Here is a 24,035-nt window from a genome sequence, read left to right on the forward strand (position 1 = left end):
TTTTTTTATGGGCGTTCGCATTGATTGCCGATTTGACGGTTTTCGCTGTATCAAAGAGCCTTTGGCGCACTCGCTAATCCTCTTCTTTGCACGACTGTCGTTTGTTCGCGAAAAAATGTCTGTTCTGCAAGCCCTGATCGGCGCGGCTACAAAGCTTCGGGAATAATATTTAACACTTGCTGAATTCGAAGTTGAAAAACCATGCGCGCACCGGACCTTCTTGAAAAAACCCCATTGCCGCTTTCTGTGGCTACGGCCGACAGGGCTGATATTTTGGTAATCGACCCACCCCGCCCGCTGCGCGCCAGTGGTCGTGCCTTTGCGCAAATCGCACAGTTCCATCCTGAATTGACGGCGTTTCGCCGTGACCTGCACGCGCACCCGGAGCTGGGTTTTGAAGAGGTCTATACCTCCAGCCGCGTCATTCATGCGCTCAAGCTCTGCGGGGTGGATGAAGTGCATGCCGGCATCGGAAAAACCGGTGTCGTCGCCATCATCAAAGGTCAGCGGCATGCTGCTGCCAACAACGCAAGACCCATGGTGGGATTACGCGCCGACATGGATGCGCTGCCCATGACCGAGCACAACGCGTTTGGCTGGGTGTCGGGCAAGCCTGGCCTGATGCATGGCTGCGGTCACGATGGCCACACCACCATGCTGGTGGGTGCGGCGCGTTATTTGGCCGAAACGCGTAATTTTGCCGGCGACGCCGTGCTGGTGTTCCAGCCCGCCGAAGAAGGACGCGGCGGTGCCGAGGCCATGATCAAGGACGGCTTGTTTGACCGTTTTCCGATGCAGTCGATTTATGCGATGCACAACTGGCCCGCCATGCAGCCTGGCACTATTGGAATCAACGCCGGCCCGATGATGGCGGCGGCCGACCGCATCACGATCGAGATTACCGGCAAGGGCGGCCACGGCGCGCATGCCTATCTCACGGTGGACCCAATTCTGGTGGCCGCGCACATCATCACGGCAGTGCAAAGCATCGTTTCGCGCAATGTGAAAGCGATGGACAACGCCGTGGTCAGCCTGTGTGCCATACAGGCCGGTGATCTGGCGGCCATGAGCGTGGTTCCGGGCAATGCCACACTGGTAGGCACGGTTCGCACGTTCAAACCCGAAGTCCAGGATTTTGTGGAGCAGCGCCTGAAACAGCTTTGCGCTTCAGTGGCCGAAGGTTTTGGCGCCACGGCCACGGTGAACTACGAACGCATCTATCCCGCCACCATCAATTCCCCGGCTGAGTACACGCTGGCCACAAGCGTGGCGGAGCAACTCGTCGGCGCTGAAAACGTGGTTCGCAATCTGGAGCCCAGCATGGGATCAGAAGATTTTTCTTTCATGCTCAAGGAAAAGCCCGGTGCTTACCTTCGCCTAGGCCAAGGCGAGCAGTTTTCTGATGGCCAAGGCGGCATGGTGGGCGGCGTGGGCAGCCGGTTTTTGCACAACAGCTGCTATGACTTCAATGACAGCGTGCTGCCGCTGGGTGCAGCACTGTTTGCGGGCATTGTGGAACGCTCGATGCCCTTGGCGTGAATGACTGGAATTAGCTATAAAAATAATAGCTGTAAACGCCCGCTGTAGTTGCGCATTAGCCACTATTCATCATGAATTACTGCCGCAGTTACTGCCTGCAGGGTTTTGTGCGCGATGCACCTTGTTTTTTGCTCAGGTGTAGCGCTTGTTGCGCAAATTATTTTTCATTTCCTTGAGCAGCGGCGGCAAGCTGGGGCCGATGCGCAGTGCCACGCAGGTCGCCAGGATGTCGATGATCATCAGGTGCAGCAGGCGCGACACCATCGGGCTGTAGCGGTCGTAGCCTTCGGGGTGGTCGGCGGCCAGGTGGATGTGGCCGGCAGTGGCCAGCGGCGAAGCGGTGGCGGTGATGACGATGGTGGTGGCGCCGTTCTTGCGCGCAATGTCGCAGGCGTCCATCAGGTCGCGGGTGCGGCCCGAGTTGGAAATCACCACCACGCAGTCGCCCGGCCCGAGCAGCGACGCGCTCATGACCTGCATATGGCCGTCGCTGTAGGCGATGCTCTGGATGCCCAGCCTGAAAAATTTGTGCTGCGCGTCCTGCGCCACGATGCCGGAGTTGCCCGCGCCAAAAAATTCGATGCGTTTGCCGGTGTTGTAGGCGGCCAGCAGCACCACGACGGCTTTTTCAATCGCCAACGGGCTGGCGTCGTTGCGATACTTCAAAAATGCTGCCACCGTGTTGTCAATGACCTTGACCATCACGTCGCCAGTCTTGTCGTCTACATCCACGCTGCGGTGAATAAAGGGCACGCCCTCGCTCACGCTGCCGGCCAGTTTGAGCTTGAAATCCGACAGCCCGTCATAACCCACACTGCGGCAAAACCGCACCACGGTCGGTTTGCTGACATGCGAGCGATTGGCCAGCTCGGTAATCGGCAGGCTGGCAAACGCACGCGGGTCAGCCAGCACCAGCCGGGCCACCCGCTGTTCTGCCGGTGCCAGCGAGGGCAGAGAAGCTTTGATTCGCTCAAGCACTGCAAGCTCCCATGGGGTCGCCGAAAGAGGCGTGTCTCAAGTGATGCGAAGCGAGCTGGTCAAAAAGCCAGCCCGGGACGCAGAACCGGCTTTGCCGGGCTGCAGGCGCAGCGGCTCCCTCAGGGGGCAGCGCAGTACGAGAAGCCACAAGCGTGGGGGTCAACATTCTTCAGACCAGCAAAAACCGTCCCGGGCAATCATGGCGCTGGCAGCGCTCGGCCCCCAAGTGCCGGCTGCATAAGCGCGCGGGGCGGTTGGGTCGTTGCTCCAGCGATCCAGAATCGGCTCCACCCAGCGCCAGGCTTCTTCCTGCTCGTCACTGCGTACAAACAGGTTCAGCCGCCCGTCAATCACATCGAGCAGCAGCCGTTCATAAGCGCCCACACGCTCGGTGCCGAAACGCTTGTCAAAATCAAGGTCGAGCTGAACCGGTTGCAGCATGGGCGTACCGTGGCGATGGCGCTGGTTGGCCCCTTGCGCCAGCAAATGCAGTTCCAGGCCGTCCCGGGGCTGTAGGTTGATGACCAGCCGGTTGCCTTCGCTGCAGTTTTGCGGCGTATTGAAAATGGCGTGCGGTGCCGGGCGAAAGTTCACCTCGATGTGCGCGTCGTGGCCGGCCAGCCGCTTGCCGGTGCGGATGTAAAACGGCACGCCAGCCCAGCGCCAGTTGGCGATTTCGGCGCGCAAAGCCACAAAGGTTTCGGTGCGGCTGTCCGGATTCACACCCGGCTCATGGCGGTAAGCCGGCACGGCTTCGCCTTTTATCGCGCCAGCCGCGTACTGGCCACGAACCACATGCTGGCTCAGGGTTTCAGGCGTCCAGGGCTTGAGCGAACGCAAGACCTTGAGCTTTTCGTCGCGAATGGCGTCAGCGTGTGCGTTGATGGGCGGCTCCATCGCCACCGCGCACAGCAGTTGCAGGGCGTGGTTTTGCACCATGTCGCGCAGCGCGCCGGTGCTGTCATAAAACGCGCCGCGCTTTTCTACGCCGAGTTCCTCGGCAATGGTGATCTGGATGTTGGCGATGTGCTCGCGCCGCCAGAGCGGCTCGAACAACGCATTGCCAAAGCGCAGCGCAAACAGGTTTTGCACCGAAGGTTTGCCAAGATAGTGGTCGATACGGAAAATTTGCTGCTCTGTCAGCACGCTGCGCACCGTCTGGTTGATGGCGCGGTTCGACGCCAGATCATGGCCCAGCGGCTTTTCAAGTACCACGCGGGTCGTCGGGCCGTTCAGTCCGGCGACCGCAATCTGCTCGCAGACCGTGGTGAACAGGCCGGGCGCCGTGGCCAAATACATCACCACCACATCGGCAGGGCGCTCTTGCAGCCTGGCTGCCAGGGCGGCGTAGTCAGCCGGGTTGGACAAGTCCATGCGCAGGTAGCCGAGCATCTGGGCAAAGCGCGCAAACTCCTCTTCGCTGGGGCGTTTGGCCAGCTCCACGCTGTCAAAGCGCGACTTGATGAGCGCCCGGTATTGTTCGTCCGACAGATCGTCGCGCGCCACGCCCACGATGCGGCCTTCCACCGGGAGCGAGCCGTGGCGAAAAGCCTGGAACAAGGCCGGCATGATTTTTCGCCAGGCCAGGTCGCCGGTACCGCCAAACAGGATCAGGTCAAAGCTCATGATGAAGAGTTGGAGTGGTAATAAAGTTTCATATTCTATGGGCATAATGGTAACTCCACCCGGTGACTTGCCTGTGCCTCTCGTGTTGACACGGCACCTCGCATCCGGCCCCTGACCCACTTTTCGCCCCTGTGGGGGCTTGACGCACATGACACAACTCGACGCGCTGAAAAAATTCACGACCGTGGTGGCTGACACCGGCGACTTCAGACAACTGGCCCAGTTCAAGCCGCAAGATGCCACGACCAACCCTTCGCTGATTCTCAAGGCGGTGCAAAAAGCCGACTATCAGCCCTTGCTGAAAGACACGGTGACCCGCTTAAAGGGCCGGGCGCTGGATGAAATCATGGACCGGCTGCTGGTGCGCTTTGGCTGCGAGATTTTGTCGATCATCCCGGGCCGTGTCTCGACCGAAGTCGATGCGCGCCTGAGCTTTGATACCTGTGCCACGGTCACGCGCGGCGAGCGTCTGGTTGAGCTGTACCAGGCCGAAGGCATTCATATTGACCGCGTGCTGATCAAGGTGGCGGCCACCTGGGAAGGCATCCAGGCGGCCGAAAAGCTGGAGCAGCGCGGCATTCATACCAATTTGACGCTGCTGTTTTCGTTCTGCCAGGCCGTCGCCTGCGGCCAGGCCAAGGTGCAGCTGATTTCGCCTTTTGTGGGCCGGATTTACGACTGGTACAAAAAGTCGGCAGGCAGCAGCTGGGACGAAGCCGCGAATGCGGGCGCCCATGACCCCGGTGTAAAGTCGGTGCGCGAAATCTACAACTACTACAAGCACTTGGGCATTGACACCGAAATCATGGGCGCGAGTTTTCGCAACGTCGGCCAGATCACGGCATTGGCAGGCTGCGACTTGCTGACCATCAGCCCCGAGTTGCTGGCCCAACTTGCGGCCAGCGATGCGCCGCTGGAGCGCGCGCTGGACGCTGGAGGTGCGGCTGGGCCGGACTTGCCGATCGTGAATTTTGACGAAGCCAGCTTTCGCTACGCACTCAACGAAGACGCGATGGCGACCGAAAAGCTGGCTGAAGGCATTCGCGCCTTTGCCGCCGACGCTGTGAAACTTGAGCAGCTGATGCTGGCGATTTAAAGCGAAAGGGCTTTTCATGAAAAGATTACGTTGCGACCAGACGCCGGCGTGGGCCGCACTCAAATGCCACTTTGATGCGAGTGGCCAGCACTTCGATGTGCGTCACGCCTTTGCGCAAGACACCCAGCGCTTTGAAAATTTCAGCCAGGACGCGCCGCATGTGTTTGCCGACCTGTCCAAAAACCTGATCGACGCCGATAGCCAGGCGCTGCTGCTGGCGCTGGCGCGGCAATGCGATCTGGAGCCGGCGCGCGATGCCCTGTTCAGCGGCCAGAAGATCAACAGCACCGAAAACCGTGCCGTGATGCATTTTTTATTGCGAAATCCGCCTTCTGCGCACTACACACCTGCGCAAGCAGCTATTAATAAAATAGCAGACGCGCAGGCTGAAGTCGAAGTGACCCTGAACGCCATGCTGGCCTATGCGGAGCAAGTGCGCGCCGACACGGCCATCACCGACATCGTTAACATCGGCATTGGCGGCTCCGACTTGGGGCCGCAAATGGCGGTGCTGGCGCTGGCTGAATTTGCCATGCCGGGCAAACGGCTCCACTTTGTCTCCAATATTGATGGCGATGAACTGGCCGGCGTCCTCAAAAATCTGCAGCCCGCCAGCACGCTGTTTCTGGTGGCGTCCAAGACCTTCACTACCCTTGAGACCATGACCAATGCGCATTCGGCCAAGGCCTGGTTTGAAGCGCAGGGCGGGCGTGACATTGCCCTGCATTTCGCCGCGCTGACGACCAACGTGGCAGCGGCAAATGCATTCGGCATCAGCACCACCTTTGGTTTTTGGGACTGGGTGGGCGGGCGTTATTCGCTTTGGTCGGCCATCGGGTTGCCGATTGCCATTGCGATTGGCGCCGCAGGTTTTCGTGAATTTCTGGCTGGCGCACATGCGATGGATGAGCACTTTCGCACGGCGCCGCTGGAGGGAAATTTACCGGTGCGGCTGGGCCTGCTCGATGTCTGGTACCGCAACTTTCACGGCTTTTCGAGCCGCAGCATTGCGCCCTACAGCAGCGCCTTGCGCCGTTGGCCGGCGTATTTGCAGCAGCTGGAAATGGAGAGCAACGGCAAACGCGTCGACACGGACGGCCAGCCCTTGCCCTTCGACACGTCACCCGTGCTGTGGGGCGAGCCCGGCACCAACGGCCAGCATGCCTATTTCCAGATGCTGCATCAGGGCACCACAGTGGTTCCGGTCGAATTCGTTGCCGTCAAAAAAGCCGCATATGCGCCGAATGATCTGCCTGGCCACCATGCCATGCTGCTCGCCAATGCCCTGGCGCAGGCGCAGGCGCTGATGCGCGGACAAGCAGACGCCGGCGGCCACAACAACTTTCCGGGCAACCGGCCCAGCACCTTTTTGCTGCTGGAGCAACTCACGCCCGCCAGCCTGGGCGCGCTGATTGCGCTGCAGGAGCACCGCGTGTTCGTCAGCGGTGCGATCTGGGGCATCAACAGTTTTGATCAGTGGGGTGTGGAATTGGGCAAGGTGCTGGCCAAAGACATTGCGCCGCGTTTGCAAAGTGGCGATGTGTCGGGGCTGGATGGCTCGACGGCCGGGCTGCTTGGCCGGCTGTTGCACGAAGGTTCGTAACGGCTTCACTCGTCAAACCATTTCCATTAAAAGCACGTAGTGGGACGGCGTTGCGCTTCAGCGTTCTACATAAACAAAAAGATTTTTTAATTTCAGGCAAGCCATGAAAAAGGGCCACGGTGTTTTCACACCGTGGCCCTTTTTTGCGTAGCGCATAAAAAACGTGGGGTCTGCGTCCGGGCGCTTTGACAAAGCCCGGCATCCGTCCCCACTGTTTTTTAAATTACATGCCCATGCCGCCCATGTCGCCCATTCCACCCATGCCGCCGCCCATGCCGCCGGCAGGTGCGTCGTCTTTGGCGGACTCGCAGACCATGCACTCGGTCGTCAGCATCAGGGATGCGACGGAAGCTGCGTTTTGCAGTGCGGTGCGGGTCACTTTCGTAGGGTCCAGGATACCCATTTCGATCATGTCACCGTAGGTGTCGTTGGCGGCGTTGAAGCCGTAGTTGCCGGTTCCGGCCATCACGGCCGCTACCACCACAGAGGCTTCGCCGCCTGCGTTATAAACGATTTCGCGCAGTGGGGCTTCGATGGCGCGCAAGACCAGCTTGATGCCGGCGTCCTGATCCGGGTTGTCACCCTTGATGACACCAGCGGTCTGCTTGGCGCGCAGCAAGGCCACACCGCCACCAGCCACGATGCCTTCTTCGACGGCTGCACGGGTGGCGTGCAGTGCGTCTTCAACGCGCGCTTTCTTTTCCTTCATCTCGACTTCGGTAGCAGCGCCAACCTTGATCACGGCAACACCACCGGCCAGCTTGGCCACGCGCTCTTGCAGCTTTTCACGGTCGTAGTCGCTCGAAGCTTCTTCGATCTGAACGCGCACTTGCTTGACGCGGGCTTCGATGTCGCCTGCTTCGCCAGCACCGTCGATGATGATGGTGTTTTCCTTGCCCACTTCGATGCGCTTGGCCTGGCCGAGGTCAGCCAGCGTCACTTTTTCGAGCGACATGCCGACTTCTTCAGCAATGACCTTGCCGCCGGTCAAGACAGCGATGTCTTCGAGCATGGCTTTGCGGCGGTCGCCGAAACCAGGGGCCTTGACGGCCACCACCTTCAGGATGCCGCGCAGCGTGTTCACGACCAAAGTTGCCAGGGCTTCGCCTTCAACTTCTTCAGCAATGATCAGCAGGGGACGGCCAGCCTTGGCGACTTGTTCCAGCGTTGGCAGCAGGTCACGGATGTTGCTGATCTTCTTGTCGTAGAGCAGGACAAACGGGTTGTCCAGCAGGGCGGACTGCTTTTCCGGGTTGTTGATGAAGTACGGGCTCAGGTAGCCGCGGTCAAACTGCATGCCTTCGACGACGTCGAGTTCGGAGTCGAGTGACTTGCCGTCTTCAACGGTGATGACGCCTTCTTTGCCGACCTTGTCCATCGCGTCAGCGATGATCTTGCCGATGGTCTCATCCGAGTTGGCAGAGATCGAGCCGACCTGTGCGATTTCCTTGGAGGTGGTGGTGGCCTTGGAAGCTTTCTTCAGCTCTTCAACCAGGGCAGTCACTGCCTTGTCGATGCCGCGCTTCAGGTCCATCGGGTTCATGCCGGCGGCCACGTACTTCATGCCTTCATGCACGATGGCTTGTGCCAGCACGGTGGCGGTGGTGGTGCCGTCGCCCGCGATGTCGGAGGTCTTGGAAGCAACTTCCTTGACCATCTGCGCGCCCATGTTCTGCAGCTTGTCCTTGAGTTCGATTTCCTTGGCCACGGACACACCGTCCTTGGTCACGGTAGGGGCGCCGAACGAGCGCTCCAGCACCACATTGCGGCCTTTGGGGCCCAGGGTCACTTTGACCGCATTGGCCAAAATGTTCACGCCTTCAACCATGCGTGCACGGGCTTCGCCGCCGAAAATTACGTCTTTTGATGCCATGATTCAAATTCCTTGAGATTTATGAATGAAATAGGCTGCTTGCGCACGTCCTGCGTGCCTAAGCAGCTATTAAATAAGTAGCAATGTCGAAGTAAAAGAGAAATTACTTCTCGACCACTGCAAACAGGTCTTCTTCTTTCATGACCAGCAATTCGTCGCCGTCAACCTTGACGGTCTGGCCGCTGTACTTGCCGAACAGGACGCGGTCGCCGACTTTGACGGCCATGGCGCCGAGTTCGCCCTTGTCGTTCTTCTTGCCGGGACCGACGGCCAGCACTTCGCCTTGATCCGGCTTTTCAGCAGCGCTATCAGGAATGACGATGCCGGAGGCGGTTTTGGTTTCGTTTTCCACACGTTTGACGATGACGCGGTCATGCAAAGGACGAAGATTCATGAAAAGCTCCTTGTTTTAAACAATAGGTTTGGTAAATCAGAAGCACCCACGAAGAGTGGATGCCTGTCAATTTGATGGTTTGAAGGTGCTGTTAGCACTCCGCCCCATTGAGTGCTAATGATATGGGCGTTTAGGCTGCATTTCAAGACCCGGGTGTTTAATTGATGTGTCAGGCGGTGATTGCAGCGCCCAGCACTGGACAGAAGGCGCTGATACTATCCACTTTCTTTGCCCACTTAGCGTGGGGCTTTGCCAGAGCGAGGCGCCGGTTTTTTTACCCTGTGTGATTTTCTTATTTCCCGATCGATATTCATGCAGACTTTCACTGATTCATTCTTTGGCATTCGATCAGCGATGCAGCATGGCCATATTGAGGACCTTCGCCTCAAGGGCCGCAAATCGGCTGGTGAAAAGGTCGTGGTATGAGTTTGGCTGAACTTCCCGACGCCTGGCCTGCGGGAAGCGGCGAGGTCGCCAGGCGCATTCGTACGATGGCGTGGGATAAAACGTCGCTCGGGCTTTGCGACACATGGTCGCAAAGCCTGAAGACCGCGTTGAACCTGGTGCTGCCGGCCAAGGTGGAAATGGCGCTTTTCTGGGGGCCGGACAAGCTGGCTTTTTATAACGATGCTTACGCGCCGCTGATTGGCGACAAGCATCCGCAAGCCCTCGGTCAGCCCAGTGGGCAATACCGGAGCGATTTATGGGTCGATATTGAACCGCTGCTGCTTGATGTATGGGCCAGCGGCGAGACGTTTTCTGCGCAGGACTGGCCTTTTTCGATCAGCCGCCTGGGGCATCGGACGACGGCCTATTTTGATATTTCGTTTTCTGCAGTGCGCGATGAAACCGGTGCCGTGGCAGGCGCGCTGTGCATCGTCAATGAAACCACGCAGCGCCTGCTGGACGAAAAAGCGCTTGCCGACAGGGAAGAGGCCCTGCGTGCGGAGCAGGAATTTGCCCGGCTTTTATTGAACTCCACTTCTGAAGGGTTTTATGCCCTGGATCAGTCGGGTGCCACGACGCTGTGCAACGCCGCTTTTCTGAAAATGCTCGGCTATGTGTCGGCTGATGAGGTTCTGGGGCAAAAGCTGCAGCCCGACATTCGCCCGATGCAGGCCGACAAAGCACTGGGCCCGGAGGCGGTCAGCCTGATCCAGAGCGCCGCGCAGACGGGCTTGTCCGTGCGCAAAGAAGGCGTTCGTTTCTACCGTCAGGACGGGACGGACTTTCCGGTTGATTACTGTGTGGAGCCAATCTGGCGGCTGGGCGTGCTGGATGGTGCCATCTGCACGTTTTCTGACATCAGTGAGCGACTGGCCACGCACCAAGTCAGAAAAGCACGCGAGAAGGCCGAGAGCAACCTGCGAAAAATGCATGACCAGTTGCGCCTGGCCGAGGCTGCCGGCGGCATTGGAAGTTTTTTACTTGAAATAAAGACCTCCCTCATCATTGCTTCAGACGAGTTTTTCAAGCTTTTTGGCTTGCCGGTGTCTTCCACTGTGGCGAGCGGCATCGTGGAGGCGCTTGTTTTGAGCGGTGAGTTCAATGTGGTTTCCACCCATGCCAGTCGCCTAAGCGGCGATGCATTGCTCAATGTCGAGTACCGCATCAAAAAAGCAGATACCGGGGAAGTACGCTGGATTTCAAGGCGTGCTGAATTTGTGCGTGACGACAGCGGCGCGCCCATCTGGATGCGCGGCGTGGTGCAGGATGTGACCGAGCGCAAGCTTGCCGAAGTGACACTTCAAGAGAGCGAAGCGCGGTTTCGGGTGTTGGCGCAGGCCGTTCCCAATCAGGTCTGGTCGGCCACGCCCGAGGGCAAACTGGACTGGGTGAACCAGAAGGTCATTGACTATTCGGGCCTGGATGAAGATCAATTGCTGAGCGATAACTGGTCCCAAATGGTGCATCCGGCCGACCTGCAACGCGTCAGCAAGGAGTGGCAGGTCGCTTTGCAGAGCAAGACGCGCTACGAAACCGAGTTTCGCTTGCGCCGCCACGATGGGGTTTATCGCTGGCATCTGTCGCGTGCCTTGCCTTCCGTGTCCGAAGGTGAGACGCGCTGGCTGGGATCCAATACTGACATTGAAGAGCAAAAAGCCGACCAGGCCGCCTTGGCAAAACTTAATGCCACGCTTGAAGAGCGCGTTGAAGAGCGCACCCGCGACCGCGACCGCATCTGGCTGCTGTCAACCGACCTGATTCTGGTGGCGGGTTTTGATGGTCGCATCAAGTCAGCCAATCCGGCTTGGAAAAAACTCCTGGGATGGGACGAGCACGAACTGGTCGGAAAGGTGCTGATGCAACTGGTGCATGAAGACGACCGCAAACGCACGAGCACCGAGTTGCAAAGCCTGGCGGCGGGGCGAACCACGAAGCGCTTTGAAAATCGTTACCGCCATAAGGACGGCAGCTATAAACCTGTCTCATGGAGTGCGGTTCCCGATAACGAGGACATTCATGCGGTAGGCCGCGATATCAGCATGGAGCGGGAGTCTGCGCTGGCCCTGGCAGAAGCTGAGGAACGCTTGCGCCAAAGCCAGAAAATGGAAGCGATTGGCCAGTTGACGGGCGGCATTGCGCATGATTTCAACAATTTACTGCAAGGTATTTCAGGCTCCATCGAAGTGGTGCGCGGGCGCTTGGCCTCGGGGCGCATGGACGACATCGACCATTTCATGGATTCGGCCACCCATTCGGCTCGGCGCGCTGCTGCCTTGATTCATCGTCTGCTGGCGTTCGCACGGCGCCAGTCACTGGAGAGCAAAACGGTGGACATCAACCGGCTGGTCAGTTCCATGGAAGAGTTGATGCGCCGCACGCTGGGTGAGCATATTGAGCTGGTGGTGGAATTCGGCGAAGGCGTGTGGCTTGCACGCAGCGACGACAACCAGCTCGAAAGCGCGGTGCTGAACCTGGCCGTCAATGCCCGCGACGCCATGCCCAACGGCGGCACGCTGACGATACGCACCGCCAATGCCACGCTGGACCAGCGCTATGCCCGTATGCATGAAGGCTTGCAGCCCGGCGACTATGCGGTGATTTCCGTGTCTGACACGGGCATCGGCATGCCGCCCGATGTGCTGGCGCGTGTGTTCGAGCCGTTTTTTACGACCAAGCCCATCGGGCAAGGCACCGGTTTGGGGCTGTCGATGATCTACGGCTTTGCCAAGCAGTCCGGTGGCCATGTCCGCATTCACAGCCAAGTGGGGCAGGGCACAGAGGTCAGTCTTTATGTGCCGCGCCACCCGGATGAAGGCGCGCAAGAGGCGACCGAAGCGCCGCTGGTCAACCGCTTGCAGGGCGAAGGCGAAACACTGCTGGTGGTGGAAGATGACCCGGCGGTACGCATGATCGTGCTCGATGAGCTCAATGAACTGGGCTACACCACGCTCGAAGCGATGGACGGGCCAACGGCCATTCCTATTCTGCAGTCAGCGCAAAAGATTGACCTGATGATTTCAGACGTTGGCCTGCCGGGCATGAATGGCCGGCAGATCGCTGAAATCGGCCGCCAGCATCGGCCCCAGTTACCGGTTTTGTTCATGACCGGTTATGCGCAAAATGCAGCGTCCCGTTCGGAATTTCTGGCGCCTGGCATGGAGATGATTTCCAAGCCCTTTTCGATGGATGAAATGGCCGCCAAGATACGCGACATGCTCAACGCTGAATTTCCTGCACAGGCCAAGCCGCCTGGCTGAAAGCCTGGCAACCCTCTAGATTTCCCGTGGACTCCTGTAAAAATTCTTTATGCCCAGCAGCACTATTCCTTTTTTGAACGAACGCCTTGCCGAAGCCGCACGCTACGCGCTCATGCGCCGGCTTTTGCCTGCCATCCGTCACAACATTGCCGGCACGCTCCAGCCGATTGGCATGATGTCCGCGATGCTTGAAAGGCGAATCAAAGCGGCGACGCCTGACCTTGCCCAGCTGGGCAAAAGTGCCCAGGGCTTGAATACCTTGTCCCGCGAAGCTGCGGCGGTTTCCTTGAACCTGATGGCCTGGCTGGCGCCCAAAGACAATGATCTGGTGGTGGTGAACAGCGCGGTGGAAGAGTCGTTGGGTTTGATGGCCACCGAGCTTTCTTTTCGCGGATTTGCTGTCGTCAACCACACGGTTGAGGCCGTCAGCATGCTGCCAAAGGGCATTTTGCGCAGTGTTTTTACCGCCAGCCTGATCGCCCTGACGGATTCGGTTGATTCGGCTGCCAGTGTGGTGATCAGCGCTGAAGGCGAAACGGGCAATATCCGTTTGAATATCGCGCTGGAGCCAGGCGGCACCCCTGAGCTTGCCACCATGGGCAGCCGCCTGCCGATTTACCGCACCCTGCAATGGGCTGATGTTCAGGCCATCGCAGAGGCCGAAGGTGTCCGCCTCGACCCTGCAGCGGACTGCGTACAACTGCATTACCTTGCGCCACCCGGTGCTGATGCGGAGTAAGACGCAGGTTGGCTGCCCCAAAAAATTTGCGCGATGCCTGCAAGCGCAAGCTGTTGCGGCGGTGCACTGGCAGTTCTCAGTCGTTGCCTACAGATTTTTCGTCTGATTCCTATGGATGGTGAAGAAGTGCACCGTTAAAGTGAAACTTCTACCCATTGTTGTGTGAAGTTATCCATACGAAAAGAAGCTTTGAATTTTACGGATAACCCAATCCGGACGGCCCGGCGCAGTTTTAGGGTGCGGCTCCACATGCCATTGGGCGACCTGATGCACGGGCGGTGCCACTGAACTTTTAACGTAGATGACGGTGCAGCGCTATTGCAATGACGACCGCTGACAAGCCGTCGTTGGTGCACTCTGAAACGGGTAGTTTTATCAGCTGATCAACAGCAGAAAGTCTCAATCATGTCAAAAAACACAGGCTCATTGAATGCCCCGGACGATACAGCCATCGACGCGCCCAAGTCTCAGCTCGATCCTGCATCCAAGCATCCGCACAGGGGTGAGGAGTTTGGCCTCGAAGGCACCAACAAGACCATTTCTGTTCCCCTGCCCAACGCCGCGCCAGCGGAGGAGCTGGAAGGAACAAAGACCAAATATATTCCGTCGTCGCCCTACACGCGTGGCTGATGAGTGGCTGCGCTGTCAGGTTCGTCCGGGCGTTGGCTGATGATTAGCTAATCAAGCCAAGGCGAACGGCTTGCCCGGCGCACGCTGAAAACCGTGCGCCTGTGGACAAGCCACAGGCGCGGTTCCCGCTTCGGTTTAAAGACCGGCTGCCGCCCTGAGCATGGCGGCTTTGTCGGTACGTTCCCAGCTGAATTCAGGTTCGTCGCGGCCAAAGTGGCCATAAGCAGCGGTTTTTTCGTAAATCGGGCGCAGCAGATCGAGCATCTGGATGATGCCGTTCGGACGCAGGTCGAAATGCGCGTTGATCAGCGCCGCAATCTGCTCATCAGGAATCACGCCGGTGCCTTCGGTGTACACCGTCACATTCATCGGCTTGGCCACGCCAATCGCGTACGCCACCTGAATCTGGCACTGCCGCGCCAAGCCGGCCGCCACAATGTTTTTGGCGACATAGCGCGCGGCGTAAGCGGCTGAACGGTCGACCTTGCTCGGGTCTTTGCCGCTGAAAGCGCCGCCGCCGTGCGGGCAGGCGCCGCCATAGGTGTCAACAATGATCTTGCGCCCGGTCAGTCCGCAGTCGCCTTGCGGGCCACCCACCACAAAGCGTCCAGTCGGGTTGATCAGGTAGCGCGTGTCTTTGGTCAGCATCGCTGCTGGCAGCACGGGCTTGATGATGGTTTCAATGATGGCTTCTATGAACGAAGCCTTCATTTTCAGCGCGGTTTCGCTCTGGTCGGGGCTGTGCTGCGTGGACAACACCACGGTGTCGATGCTGTGCGGTTTGCCATCGACGTAGCGCATGGTGACCTGGCTTTTGGCGTCAGGGCGCAAAAACGGCAGCCGGCCATCCTTGCGCACCTGGGCCTGGCGCTCCATCAGGCGGTGGGCATAGTAAATCGGCGCTGGCATCAGGTCAGGCGTCTCGTCGCAGGCATAGCCAAACATCAGGCCCTGGTCGCCTGCGCCCATGTTGAGGTGGTCGTCTGATGCGTGATCGACTCCCTGGGCAATGTCCTTGCTCTGCTTGTCGTAGCAGACCATCACCGCGCAGCCTTTGTAGTCAATGCCGTACTCGGTGTTGTCGTAGCCGATGCGCTTGAGGGTGTCGCGGGCAACCTGGATGTAGTCAACACTCACGTCTTCACGCGCGGTGATCTCGCCGGCCAGCACGACCAGGCCGGTGTTGGTCAGCGTTTCGGCGGCGACGCGCGCATGCTTGTCTTGTTTGAAGACAGCGTCCAGGATGGCGTCGGAAATCTGGTCGGCCACCTTGTCGGGATGGCCTTCGGAGACGGATTCGGAAGTAAAGAGAAAATCGTTCGCCATTGCGTACACTCCATAAGTTTTGCTGGCGCGTTGCCAGCAAGAAGTGCTTTGGCGAACGCTTTAGCAGTTTGGTTTAATGTCGCCCTGCAAGTTGTTCAGTAACTCGGCGACAGCCGCAATTATAAGACTGCCCTCATTTTGGGCTGATTCGCTCGTTAGCACCCTTTTCATGCTCTGGTTATTCCGTTTTTTTTCTCGCTGGCCCCTGCCGGTGCTGCACGCGCTGGGTGCGGCTCTGGGCTGGCTGGTCTGGGGGCTGAGTGCGCGTTACCGCACGCAGTTCCGGGCCAATGTGGCGCAGGCCGGTCTGCCGTTTGAAGCCGCCCGGCCAGCGATTGCCGAAACCGGGCGTTTTGTCGGTGAGTTGCCCAAGCTGTGGATGCGGCCGCGTTCGCAATCGTGTCTGGGCAATGTCCGGGTTGAAGGCCAGGCGCATGCCAACAACGCGTTTGCCCAGGGCAAGGGCGTGATTTTTTTCGGACCCCATTGCGGCAGTTTTGAGTTGGGAACGCAGGCGCTGGCCGAGCTGTACGGACCGTTGACCGCCATCTATCGGCCGGCCCGCAAGGCTTGGCTGGCCCGGCTGGAAGCCATCGCCCGTGACCGCCGCCATCTCACCATGGTGCCCGCCGGCCTCAGCGGCATCCGGCTGATGCACAAAGCACTCAAGGCCAACCAGGCCGTAGCGATGCTTACCGACCAGGTGCCGCCCGAGGGCTTGGGGCTCTGGGCGCCATTTTTTGGCCGGCCCGCCTACACCATGACGCTGGCGGCGCGGCTGGCTTTGCAAAGCGGGGCTGTGCTGTTGCCGGTCAGCTGCGAACGCCTGCCCCGAGGCAGGGGCTATTTTTTGAAGATATGGCCCGCACTGGAGGGCGTGGAAACCCGGGAAAAGTCCGACATGCTGCACGCCGTCACGCGCATCAACCAGGCTATTGAGGCTATCGTGCGCAGCCAGCCGGGCCAGTATTTGTGGGGTTATGCGCGCTACAAAACCCCGCGCAAGGACGTCGCTTGAAGGCGCTGGCGCAGTGGGCCGGCCATGCCGTTACCGTGACGGCCATTGCCTTCATGAAAGGGCTGGCCTATATGCCGCTGCCCGTCGTGCGGGCGCTGGGCACGGCGCTGGGCTGGCTTTTATACGCCCTGATCGGGGCGCGCCGACGCGTGGTGCATGCCAATTTCAGGGTGTGCTTTCCGGAACTCTCCAATGCTGAACGCCACAAGCTGGCGCTGCAGACGTTTGTCTGTTTTTCACAAGCCTGGCTGGATCGCGCCTGGTTATGGCATGCGCCCAAGGCCTGGGTGCAGCAGCGGGTGCGGCTGACGGGCGCGGTTGAGGAGCTGGCCGGCAATGAACCGACGGTGATCTTTTTGCCGCATTTTGTCGGGCTGGATGCCGCCTGGGCCGCCATGGCGCTGGCGATGCCCCGGCCCTCGACCACGATTTACACCGACCAGTCAAACAAGCTGGTCGATCAATGGATTTTGCAGGGTCGCCAGCGGTTTGGCCACCTGCGCCTGTTTGGGCGGATTGAGGGCGTCAAGCCTATCGTCGCGGCGCTGCGCGAAGGCCAGCCGCTGTATTTGCTGCCTGACATGGATTTCGGCCCGGATGAATCGGTGTTCGTGCCGTTTTATGGCGTTTCAACCGCCACCGTGCCTTCGTTGTCGCGCTTTGCGCGGCTGGGGCGGGCCAAGGTCGTGCCTTTGCTGCCGCGCATCACGGCCTATGGCTATGAAGTGCAGGTGCTGCCCGCCTGGGCTGATTTTCCCAGCGGCGATGCGGTGGCCGACACGGCGCGCATGAATGCCAGGTTGCAGGATTACATCGCCACCATGCCGGCGCAGTATTACTGGGTGCATAAACGCTTCAAGACACGGCCCGAGGGCGAGGATTCGCTGTATTGAGTCGTTGAAGTTGCTTGAGTCGTTAATTTCAAGCCTTTTAGGGCTCTAGCGCACGTCTAGTATGCGCAAGCAGCTATGCTATTAATAGCGTTTTGCCAGACAAAAAATCTTTCTCAGCGCAAGAATTCCTGCAGATAACCGATGATTTTTTGCGGCTGCTCATGCACGATCCAGTGCGTTGCGCCTTCCACGCGCTGCAGTTGCATCTGCGGCACAAAGTCTTCCAGTCCGTCCAGCAGCGCCGGGGGCAGGGCGATGTCGTCCATCGCCCAGATGACCAGCGTCGGTACGTGGACTTCGAGTTTTTCGCGCGGAATCACCACGCCAGCCGCAGCCGGGTCGTTGTGCGGCGGCCCGGCGCGCGGTGGGCGCAGCGGCGAGGCGCGATAGTAATTGAGCGGCCCTGTCAGTCCGGCGCGCCAGATGTCGCGGTACTGCGCCTTGACGGCGTCGGTCAGCCACGCGTGCGGCCCGTCGGCGGCACCCATCGCGGTAAAAAATTCCCAAAGCCGGCGAAAGTCGTCCTCGGCCAGCAGCGCTTCGGCATCCGGGCGAATCAAGAAATTCATGTACGCGCTGGACGCCTGCTGCGCCGGCGACTGCTGCAGCTCGCGCAAAAAGGTGCCGGGATGCGGCGAGTTGATGATGGCGAGCTTGTTCATGCAGCCCGGCGCGCTGGCGGCCAGGTTCCAGGCCACGGCGCCGCCCCAGTCATGCGCGACGAGACAGGCCAGCGGGCCGCCTTCCTGCGCAATCAGCGCGGCAACGTCCTGCATCAGGTGTTTGGGGCGGTAGGCGGCCACATCGCCGGGCGCGCTGGACTGCTCGTAGCCACGCAGATTCGGCGCAATGCAGCGAAACCCGCCGTTTTCAGGACATGAAAAATGGCTCAGCAGGCCGTCCCATACAAACGCGGCTTCCGGAAAGCCGTGCAAAAACATCAATACCGGCCTGCCGGGTGTGCCGGCGCTGCGACACGACAGGGTGATGCCGTGCGGCAATTTGTTCAAACTGATTTCAATCATGATGCTACTTTTTTAATAGCTGCTTGCGCACGTCCTTGTTGCACAAGAGCCATGTTTTGCTTGAAATTTTGTTTTTGCTGAGTGAGGGGTGGCACAAGGTGCCGAATTTCAGGACTGGTCAGGCGCTGACGGCGGCGTTTCGTCGGGGGCTGATTCTGTTTCCGAAGCTGATTCGGCCCCGGCATCGGCCACTACCCGAGGGGCTTTGACCGGTTTTTCTTTCGGATGCGCCCAGTCCCACAAATGCTGGGCCACTTCCTCAACGCCTTGGCGCTTGAGCGAAGAAAAGAGTTTCACATCTCCGCCGCCCGCCTGCAGCTTGACGATTTGCAGCGCCTTGGCCGCGTCGGTCTTGTTGAGCTTGTCGGATTTGGTCAGCAGCACCAGAAATTTCAGCCCGTCTTCCACGCGCGGGCGGATGACGTCGAGCAGCACTTCGTCCAGTTCGGTCAGGCCCAGGCGCGGGTCGCACAGCAAGACGATGGCTTTGAGGTTGTCGCGGGTTTGCAGGTAATTGCCCATGACTTGCTGCCAGCGGTACTTGGCTTCCTTGGGCACGGCAGCATAACCGTAGCCCGGCAAGTCAGCCAGCACCGCGTCGGTCACGCCTTGCTTGCCGAGTGAAAACAGGTTGATGCTCTGGGTGCGGCCGGGCGTTTTGGAGGCAAACGCCAGCCGGTGCTGCTGCGTCAGCGTGTTGATGCAGGTCGATTTTCCGGCGTTCGAGCGGCCCACAAAGGCAATTTCTGGCACTTCAATGCGCGGCAGGTGCTTGAGTTCGGGCGCGGTGGTCAGGAATTTGGCCGTGTGCAGCCAGCCCATGGCGATTTTTGGATCAGGCTTGACCGGGGCGGCTGAAGGGGCCGATGAGGGTGCGGCAGCGGGCGGCAAGGGTGTGGAGGAAGTCATGTTCGGGCGGTCTCTGAAGTTCGGTAGCGTGCCCTGCCATGGCAAGGGCAGGCAAAAAATAGGGAGGGGTTGGTGCAAGATGCCTGGCCAGGTGCTGGCGGCCCCGGCAAGCAACCCGATCCTGATAATAGGCGTTAGCTTCAAGCCATTGTAAAATCAGCGATTATTAAGTTTTTGCGCCAACCCACGAAAAATCCCGATATGAAGCTGTTCGCTACTTCCCTACTGGCCGCCTTGCTGGTCTTGCCTGCCATGTCGTCATTTGCTGCTGGTGAAGCCGCACCTGCTGCGGCCGCCGCACCCGCCAAGGTTGCCAAGCCTGATCTGGTCAAGGGCGCAGCCACTTTCACCGCCGTCTGTGCTGCTTGTCACGGCGCTGATGGCAATTCAGGAACACCGGCTTATCCCAAGCTGGCAAAGCAGCATCCTGAATACCTGGTCAAGCAATTGCAGGAGTTCAAGTCCGGCAAGCGCAAAAACGCCATCATGCAAGGCTTCGCCTCAACGCTGTCCGACCAAGACATGAAAAATGTGTCTTACTGGGCCACGTCGCAAGCAGAAAAACCGGGGTTTGCCAAAGAAAAAGACCTGGTCACGATGGGTGAGCGTATTTATCGCGGCGGCATTTCAGATCGCCAGGTTCCTGCCTGCGCCGGCTGCCACAGTCCCAACGGAGCCGGTATTCCTTCGCAGTACCCGCGCCTGAGCGGCCAGCATTCCGAATACACCGCAGCCCAGCTGACGGCTTTTCGCGATGGTGTTCGTGCCAACAGCCTTCAGATGAACCAGGTCGCCGCCAAGCTCAATGACAAGGAAATCCGCGCTGTCGCCGATTACATTGCCGGCCTGCGTTAAGCGCAAGCCGTCAGGGCCGTTAGTGCCCTGAGCTGGCAGATTTCCCGGCCACTTTTTTGGACTGCAAATAAATTGCCATGCGCCATTGAACCCAAACCGAAAAAATCAATCACATCAAGGCGGCTCTTTCTGTAGAAAGTCCGCCTTTTTCTTTGACGGCCTTATTTCACCCCCACACCAGAGCCCACAGGTCTGAATTTTACGTATGACAGTTTCCACTGAAGGCATGAAAGTCAACTGGGGCTCGCGCACCCTGCGCGCGTCCGTGGAATTGCTGTCGTCCATGCGATTTTCGATTTCGCTGTTGACCGTGATCTGCATCGCGTCAATCATCGGCACGGTGCTCAAGCAGCAGGAGCCGCTCAGCAATTACGTCAACCAGTTTGGGCCGTTCTGGGCGCAGGTGTTCAGCCTGGCTAGTCTCAATACCGTCTACAGCGCCTGGTGGTTTTTGCTGATTCTGGCCTTTTTGGTGGTATCCACGTCTTTGTGCATTGCGCGCAACACGCCCAAAATTCTTGCGGACCTTAACCATCTCAAGGAAGATGTCCGAGAGCAAAGCCTCAAGGCGTTTGGCCACCGCGCGCACGCGGCGCTGGCTGAGTCCCCTGAAGTAGCTGCGCGCCGCATTGGCCAGACCCTGGTGCAAAGCGGCTGGAAGGTCAAGCTGCAGCAACGCAGCACGGGCTGGATGGTAGCGGCCAAGAAGGGGTCGGCCAACAAGCTGGGTTACATTGCCGCGCACAGCGCAATTGTCCTGATCTGTCTGGGCGGCCTGCTGGACGGCGACATGATCGTTCGCGCGCAGATGCTGCTCAATGGCAAATCAACCTACACCGGCGGCGGCCTGATTGCCGACGTGCCGGCAGAGCACCGGCTGAGCGAACGCAACCCGACTTTTCGCGCCAATCTGCTGGTCGCTGAAGGCACGCAGTCAAGCACCGCGATCCTGAACCAGCCCGGCGGCATTTTGCTGCAAGAACTCCCTTTTGCGGTCGAATTGAAAAAATTCATCGTCGAGTATTACTCCACCGGCATGCCCAAGCTGTTCGCCAGTGATGTCATCATCCATGACAAGGCGACGGGCGAAAAAACGCCAGCGCGAATAGAGGTCAACCATCCAGCCAACTACAAAGGTGTCGAGATTTACCAGTCCAGCTTTGACGATGGCGGCTCCAGCGTCACGCTCAAGGCGATCCCGATGTCGGCTGCCAGCAAGGACTTCGAGATCGAAGGAACGATTGGTGGCTCCAGCAACCTGACCAACGGGCAGGGTACAGGCGCTGAAAAACTCACGCTCGAATACACCGCGCTGCGCGTTATCAATGTCGAGAATTTTGCCGGCAACTCAGGCGGTGCCTCGGGTTCCGGTGTGGATGTGCGCAAAGTGGATTTGCACAAGGCCATCGAAACCCGGCTGGGTGCAGCCAACAAGACCGTGACGCAAAAAGAGCTTCGCAATGTCGGCCCCAGCGTCAGCTACAAGCTGCGCGATGCCTCCGGCCAGGCGCGTGAATACCAGAACTACATGCTGCCCGTCAAGATGGACGAGAACGCCGACAGCCCGTCGATGTATTTGATGGGCGTGCGCGAAAATCCGGCCGATCCTTTCCAGTACCTGCGCATTCCTGCAGACGCGGAAAGCAGCATGGACACCTTTATTCGTCTGCGTGCAGCGCTTGCTGACCCGGCGCAGCGTGAACTGGCCGTCAAACGCTATGCCCGCCTGGCCGTCGGCACCGACCGGCCAGAGCTGGCGCAACAACTGATCGAGTCGGCATCGCGTGCGCTGGCCCTGTTTGCCGGCCCTGACGCCTCTGCCCAGTCTGCTGCATCGGCTGCAGGCAAAGCCAAGCCGGCCGCCGGATTGCAGGCGATTTCCGATTTCATGGAAGCCAACGTGCCCGAGGCAGAACGCAGCCGCGCCGGTGATGTGCTGGTTCGCATTTTGAATGGAACGCTTTTTGAGCTGACGTCCATGATCCGTGAGCAAGCCGGCCTCAAACCCTTGCCGCAGGATGAGAAAACCCAGGCCTTCATGTCCCAGATGGTGCTGAGCCTGTCGGATGCGCCGCATTACCCCGCCCCGATGGCCTTTCAGCTTAAGGATTTCAAGCAAGTCCAGGCTAGCGTCTTTCAGGTGGCGCGTGCGCCCGGAAAGAAAATTGTCTATCTGGGCTGTGCGTTCCTGATCCTGGGTGTGTTTGGCATGCTCTATATCCGCGAACGCCGCATCTGGGTCTGGCTGGCGCCACAAAGCGACAGCCCTTCAGAGCGCAATGGCGATTTTCCTGAGCGCGCCGACGACGGGCATTCAGTGTCAGAATCTGCCGGAAAAAGTCAGGCCACGATGGCTTTGTCCACCAACCGTAAAACCATGGACGGTGACAAGGAGTTTGAGATGTTGAAAACGAAATTGCTGCAGGCGCCCCTATGAACACCACCACGAGCATCAACGCCACGACGACCCTTTCAGCGAATCGGGGCAGCACACTGCGCCTGAACGAAGGCTATTTTGCCAAGCGCAATGCCCTTGACTGGGTGTTTGCCGTGCTGGTCGCAGGCGGCTTTTTATATGCCTTTGCACGCTACAGCGCCTACATGGATGTCTATGAAAAAGGCATCTTGTTTGCCGCCATTCCGGCCACCATTGCGATGGGCTGGTTCTGGCGACCCTTGCGCGTGCTGATGATGGTCGTTGCCGGCTTTGCGCTGTTGGGTATCGCCTCTTACCAAGGCGATCTGGCGCGGGCCGAGCAGGTGTTCTGGCTCAAGTATTTCCTGTCCAGCCAGTCGGCTATCTTGTGGATGAGCGTGCTGTTTTTCATGAGCACCATTTTTTACTGGCTGGGCATGTTCGCCAGCAACACGCCCAACAGCGTCGGCTCCAGCCACAGCGCCACGCTGGAATCGCTGGGCTCCAAAATTGCCTGGGTCGGCATCGGCATGGCGCTGATCGGCACCCTGGTGCGCTGGTATGAAAGCTACCTGATTGGCGCGGATGTCGGGCATATTCCGGTCAGCAACCTGTACGAAGTGTTCGTGCTGTTTTGCTGGATGACGGCAGCGTTTTATCTGTATTTTGAATCCGAGTACAAGACTCGCGCATTGGGTGCCTTTGTGATGCTGGTGGTCAGCGCTGCGGTCGGATTTTTGCTCTGGTACACGGTGATCCGTGAGGCGCATGAAATCCAGCCCTTGGTGCCGGCCCTGAAAAGCTGGTGGATGAAGCTGCATGTACCGGCCAACTTCATTGGCTACGGCATGTTCTCTCTGGCGGCGATGGTGGCGTTGTCGTACCACATCAAACAACAGGCGCATGAAACCCGCTGGTACAAACTTACTCCTTTGTGGCTGTTGGGCGTGGTGCTGTGTTTTGTGCCGATTGTTTTCCGAAAATCACCCCTGGAGGCAGGTGGCAGCAATTATTGGGTCGGTTACCTGGTGGTGGCTGGCTTGATTACTGCCGGCATGTTGTTGGGCCGCAAGCACATTGCCGCGCGCCTGCCCAGCCTGGAAGTGCTGGACGATGTGATGTACAAGGCGATTGCCGTCGGCTTTGCATTTTTCACCATTGCCACGGTGCTGGGCGCACTCTGGGCGGCGGAAGCCTGGGGCGGTTACTGGAGCTGGGATCCCAAAGAAACCTGGGCCTTGATTGTGTGGCTCAACTACGCTGCCTGGCTGCACATGCGGCTCATGAAGGGGTTGCGCGGCACAGTCGCTGCCTGGTGGGCACTGGTGGGCCTGGCGGTGACGACCTTTGCCTTCATCGGTGTCAATATGTTCCTGTCAGGTTTGCACAGTTACGGAACCTTATAGAAGAA

The 24,035-nt window shown here is 59.0% G+C and carries 18 protein-coding genes; 11 read left to right on the plus strand and 7 right to left on the minus strand.

The annotated features are described in order from the left end of the window. The first annotated feature begins 201 nt into the window (after window positions 1-201). A complete protein-coding gene (locus RCH06_RS11425) occupies window positions 202-1,539 on the plus strand; it encodes a M20 aminoacylase family protein (protein ID WP_327081589.1) in 1,338 nt (445 codons plus the stop codon). A gap of 132 nt (window positions 1,540-1,671) precedes the next feature. On the opposite strand, the gene RCH06_RS11430 is transcribed toward RCH06_RS11425, so the two are convergent. Next, window positions 1,672-2,517, minus strand: a complete 846-nt coding sequence (locus RCH06_RS11430) for a MurR/RpiR family transcriptional regulator (protein ID WP_327081590.1) — start codon at window positions 2,515-2,517, stop codon at window positions 1,672-1,674. Window positions 2,518-2,676: 159 nt separating this feature from the next. Then, complete coding sequence (gene zwf / locus RCH06_RS11435; RefSeq protein WP_327081591.1) at window positions 2,677-4,143, minus strand: glucose-6-phosphate dehydrogenase; 1,467 nt, start codon at window positions 4,141-4,143, stop codon at window positions 2,677-2,679. Window positions 4,144-4,291: 148 nt separating this feature from the next. Between zwf and tal the strand changes: the two genes are divergently transcribed. Together tal and pgi are read left to right on the plus strand one after the other, a co-directional pair. After that, entirely contained in the window at window positions 4,292-5,239 is a 948-nt protein-coding gene (gene tal, locus RCH06_RS11440; protein ID WP_327081592.1) for a transaldolase, read from the plus strand. Between the two features lie 16 nt (window positions 5,240-5,255). Further along, window positions 5,256-6,842, plus strand: a complete 1,587-nt coding sequence (gene pgi / locus RCH06_RS11445; RefSeq protein WP_327081593.1) for a glucose-6-phosphate isomerase — start codon at window positions 5,256-5,258, stop codon at window positions 6,840-6,842. 223 nt (window positions 6,843-7,065) lie between these two features. On the opposite strand, the gene groL is transcribed toward pgi, so the two are convergent. Both groL and groES read right to left on the minus strand, forming a co-directional pair. Beyond that, window positions 7,066-8,715 (minus strand): chaperonin GroEL, encoded by a 1,650-nt coding sequence (gene groL / locus RCH06_RS11450; protein WP_327081594.1) that lies wholly within the window; start codon window positions 8,713-8,715, stop codon window positions 7,066-7,068. Between the two features lie 103 nt (window positions 8,716-8,818). Further along, entirely contained in the window at window positions 8,819-9,109 is a 291-nt protein-coding gene (gene groES / locus RCH06_RS11455; RefSeq protein WP_011800072.1) for a co-chaperone GroES, read from the minus strand. Between the two features lie 422 nt (window positions 9,110-9,531). On the opposite strand from groES, the gene RCH06_RS11460 reads away from it, so the two are divergent. From RCH06_RS11460 to RCH06_RS11470, 3 genes are all read left to right on the plus strand, one after another. After that, entirely contained in the window at window positions 9,532-12,813 is a 3,282-nt protein-coding gene (locus tag RCH06_RS11460; RefSeq protein WP_327081595.1) for a PAS domain S-box protein, read from the plus strand. Between the two features lie 49 nt (window positions 12,814-12,862). Continuing rightward, window positions 12,863-13,552, plus strand: a complete 690-nt coding sequence (locus RCH06_RS11465) for a hypothetical protein (protein WP_327081596.1) — start codon at window positions 12,863-12,865, stop codon at window positions 13,550-13,552. Window positions 13,553-13,957: 405 nt separating this feature from the next. Next, entirely contained in the window at window positions 13,958-14,182 is a 225-nt protein-coding gene (locus tag RCH06_RS11470; RefSeq protein WP_327081597.1) for a hypothetical protein, read from the plus strand. Between the two features lie 135 nt (window positions 14,183-14,317). Here RCH06_RS11470 and metK read toward each other — a convergent pair whose 3' ends face one another. Beyond that, entirely contained in the window at window positions 14,318-15,508 is a 1,191-nt protein-coding gene (metK, locus tag RCH06_RS11475; protein WP_327081598.1) for a methionine adenosyltransferase, read from the minus strand. A gap of 76 nt (window positions 15,509-15,584) precedes the next feature. Between metK and RCH06_RS11480 the strand changes: the two genes are divergently transcribed. Both RCH06_RS11480 and RCH06_RS11485 read left to right on the plus strand, forming a co-directional pair. Further along, entirely contained in the window at window positions 15,585-16,526 is a 942-nt protein-coding gene (locus RCH06_RS11480) for a lysophospholipid acyltransferase family protein (RefSeq protein ID WP_327081599.1), read from the plus strand. Next, on the plus strand, window positions 16,523-17,419 hold the full coding sequence (locus RCH06_RS11485) for an LpxL/LpxP family acyltransferase (RefSeq protein ID WP_327081600.1): 897 nt from the start codon (window positions 16,523-16,525) through the stop codon (window positions 17,417-17,419). Before RCH06_RS11480 ends, RCH06_RS11485 begins: the two co-directional genes overlap by 4 nt. A 113-nt stretch (window positions 17,420-17,532) precedes the next feature. On the opposite strand, the gene RCH06_RS11490 is transcribed toward RCH06_RS11485, so the two are convergent. Together RCH06_RS11490 and yihA are read right to left on the minus strand one after the other, a co-directional pair. Beyond that, window positions 17,533-18,444 (minus strand): alpha/beta fold hydrolase, encoded by a 912-nt coding sequence (locus RCH06_RS11490; protein WP_327081601.1) that lies wholly within the window; start codon window positions 18,442-18,444, stop codon window positions 17,533-17,535. Between the two features lie 108 nt (window positions 18,445-18,552). Then, window positions 18,553-19,353 carry a ribosome biogenesis GTP-binding protein YihA/YsxC gene (gene yihA / locus RCH06_RS11495; protein WP_327081602.1) on the minus strand — a complete coding sequence of 267 codons (801 nt, stop codon included), beginning with the start codon at window positions 19,351-19,353 and terminating at the stop codon, window positions 18,553-18,555. A gap of 201 nt (window positions 19,354-19,554) precedes the next feature. Here yihA and RCH06_RS11500 point away from each other — a divergent pair, with 201 nt between their 5' ends. The 3 genes from RCH06_RS11500 to ccsB all read left to right on the plus strand — a co-directional run bounded on the left by RCH06_RS11500 (window position 19,555) and on the right by ccsB (window position 24,030). After that, window positions 19,555-20,208 carry a c-type cytochrome gene (locus tag RCH06_RS11500; RefSeq protein ID WP_327081603.1) on the plus strand — a complete coding sequence of 218 codons (654 nt, stop codon included), beginning with the start codon at window positions 19,555-19,557 and terminating at the stop codon, window positions 20,206-20,208. 205 nt (window positions 20,209-20,413) lie between these two features. After that, window positions 20,414-22,645, plus strand: a complete 2,232-nt coding sequence (locus RCH06_RS11505; protein ID WP_327081604.1) for a cytochrome c biogenesis protein ResB — start codon at window positions 20,414-20,416, stop codon at window positions 22,643-22,645. After that, a complete protein-coding gene (ccsB, locus tag RCH06_RS11510; RefSeq protein ID WP_327081605.1) occupies window positions 22,642-24,030 on the plus strand; it encodes a c-type cytochrome biogenesis protein CcsB in 1,389 nt (462 codons plus the stop codon). Before RCH06_RS11505 ends, ccsB begins: the two co-directional genes overlap by 4 nt. The last annotated feature ends 5 nt before the right edge of the window (window positions 24,031-24,035 follow it).

The organism is Polaromonas sp. CG_9.5, from assembly GCF_035984465.1.
Taxonomy (GTDB): Bacteria; Pseudomonadota; Gammaproteobacteria; order Burkholderiales; family Burkholderiaceae_C; genus Polaromonas.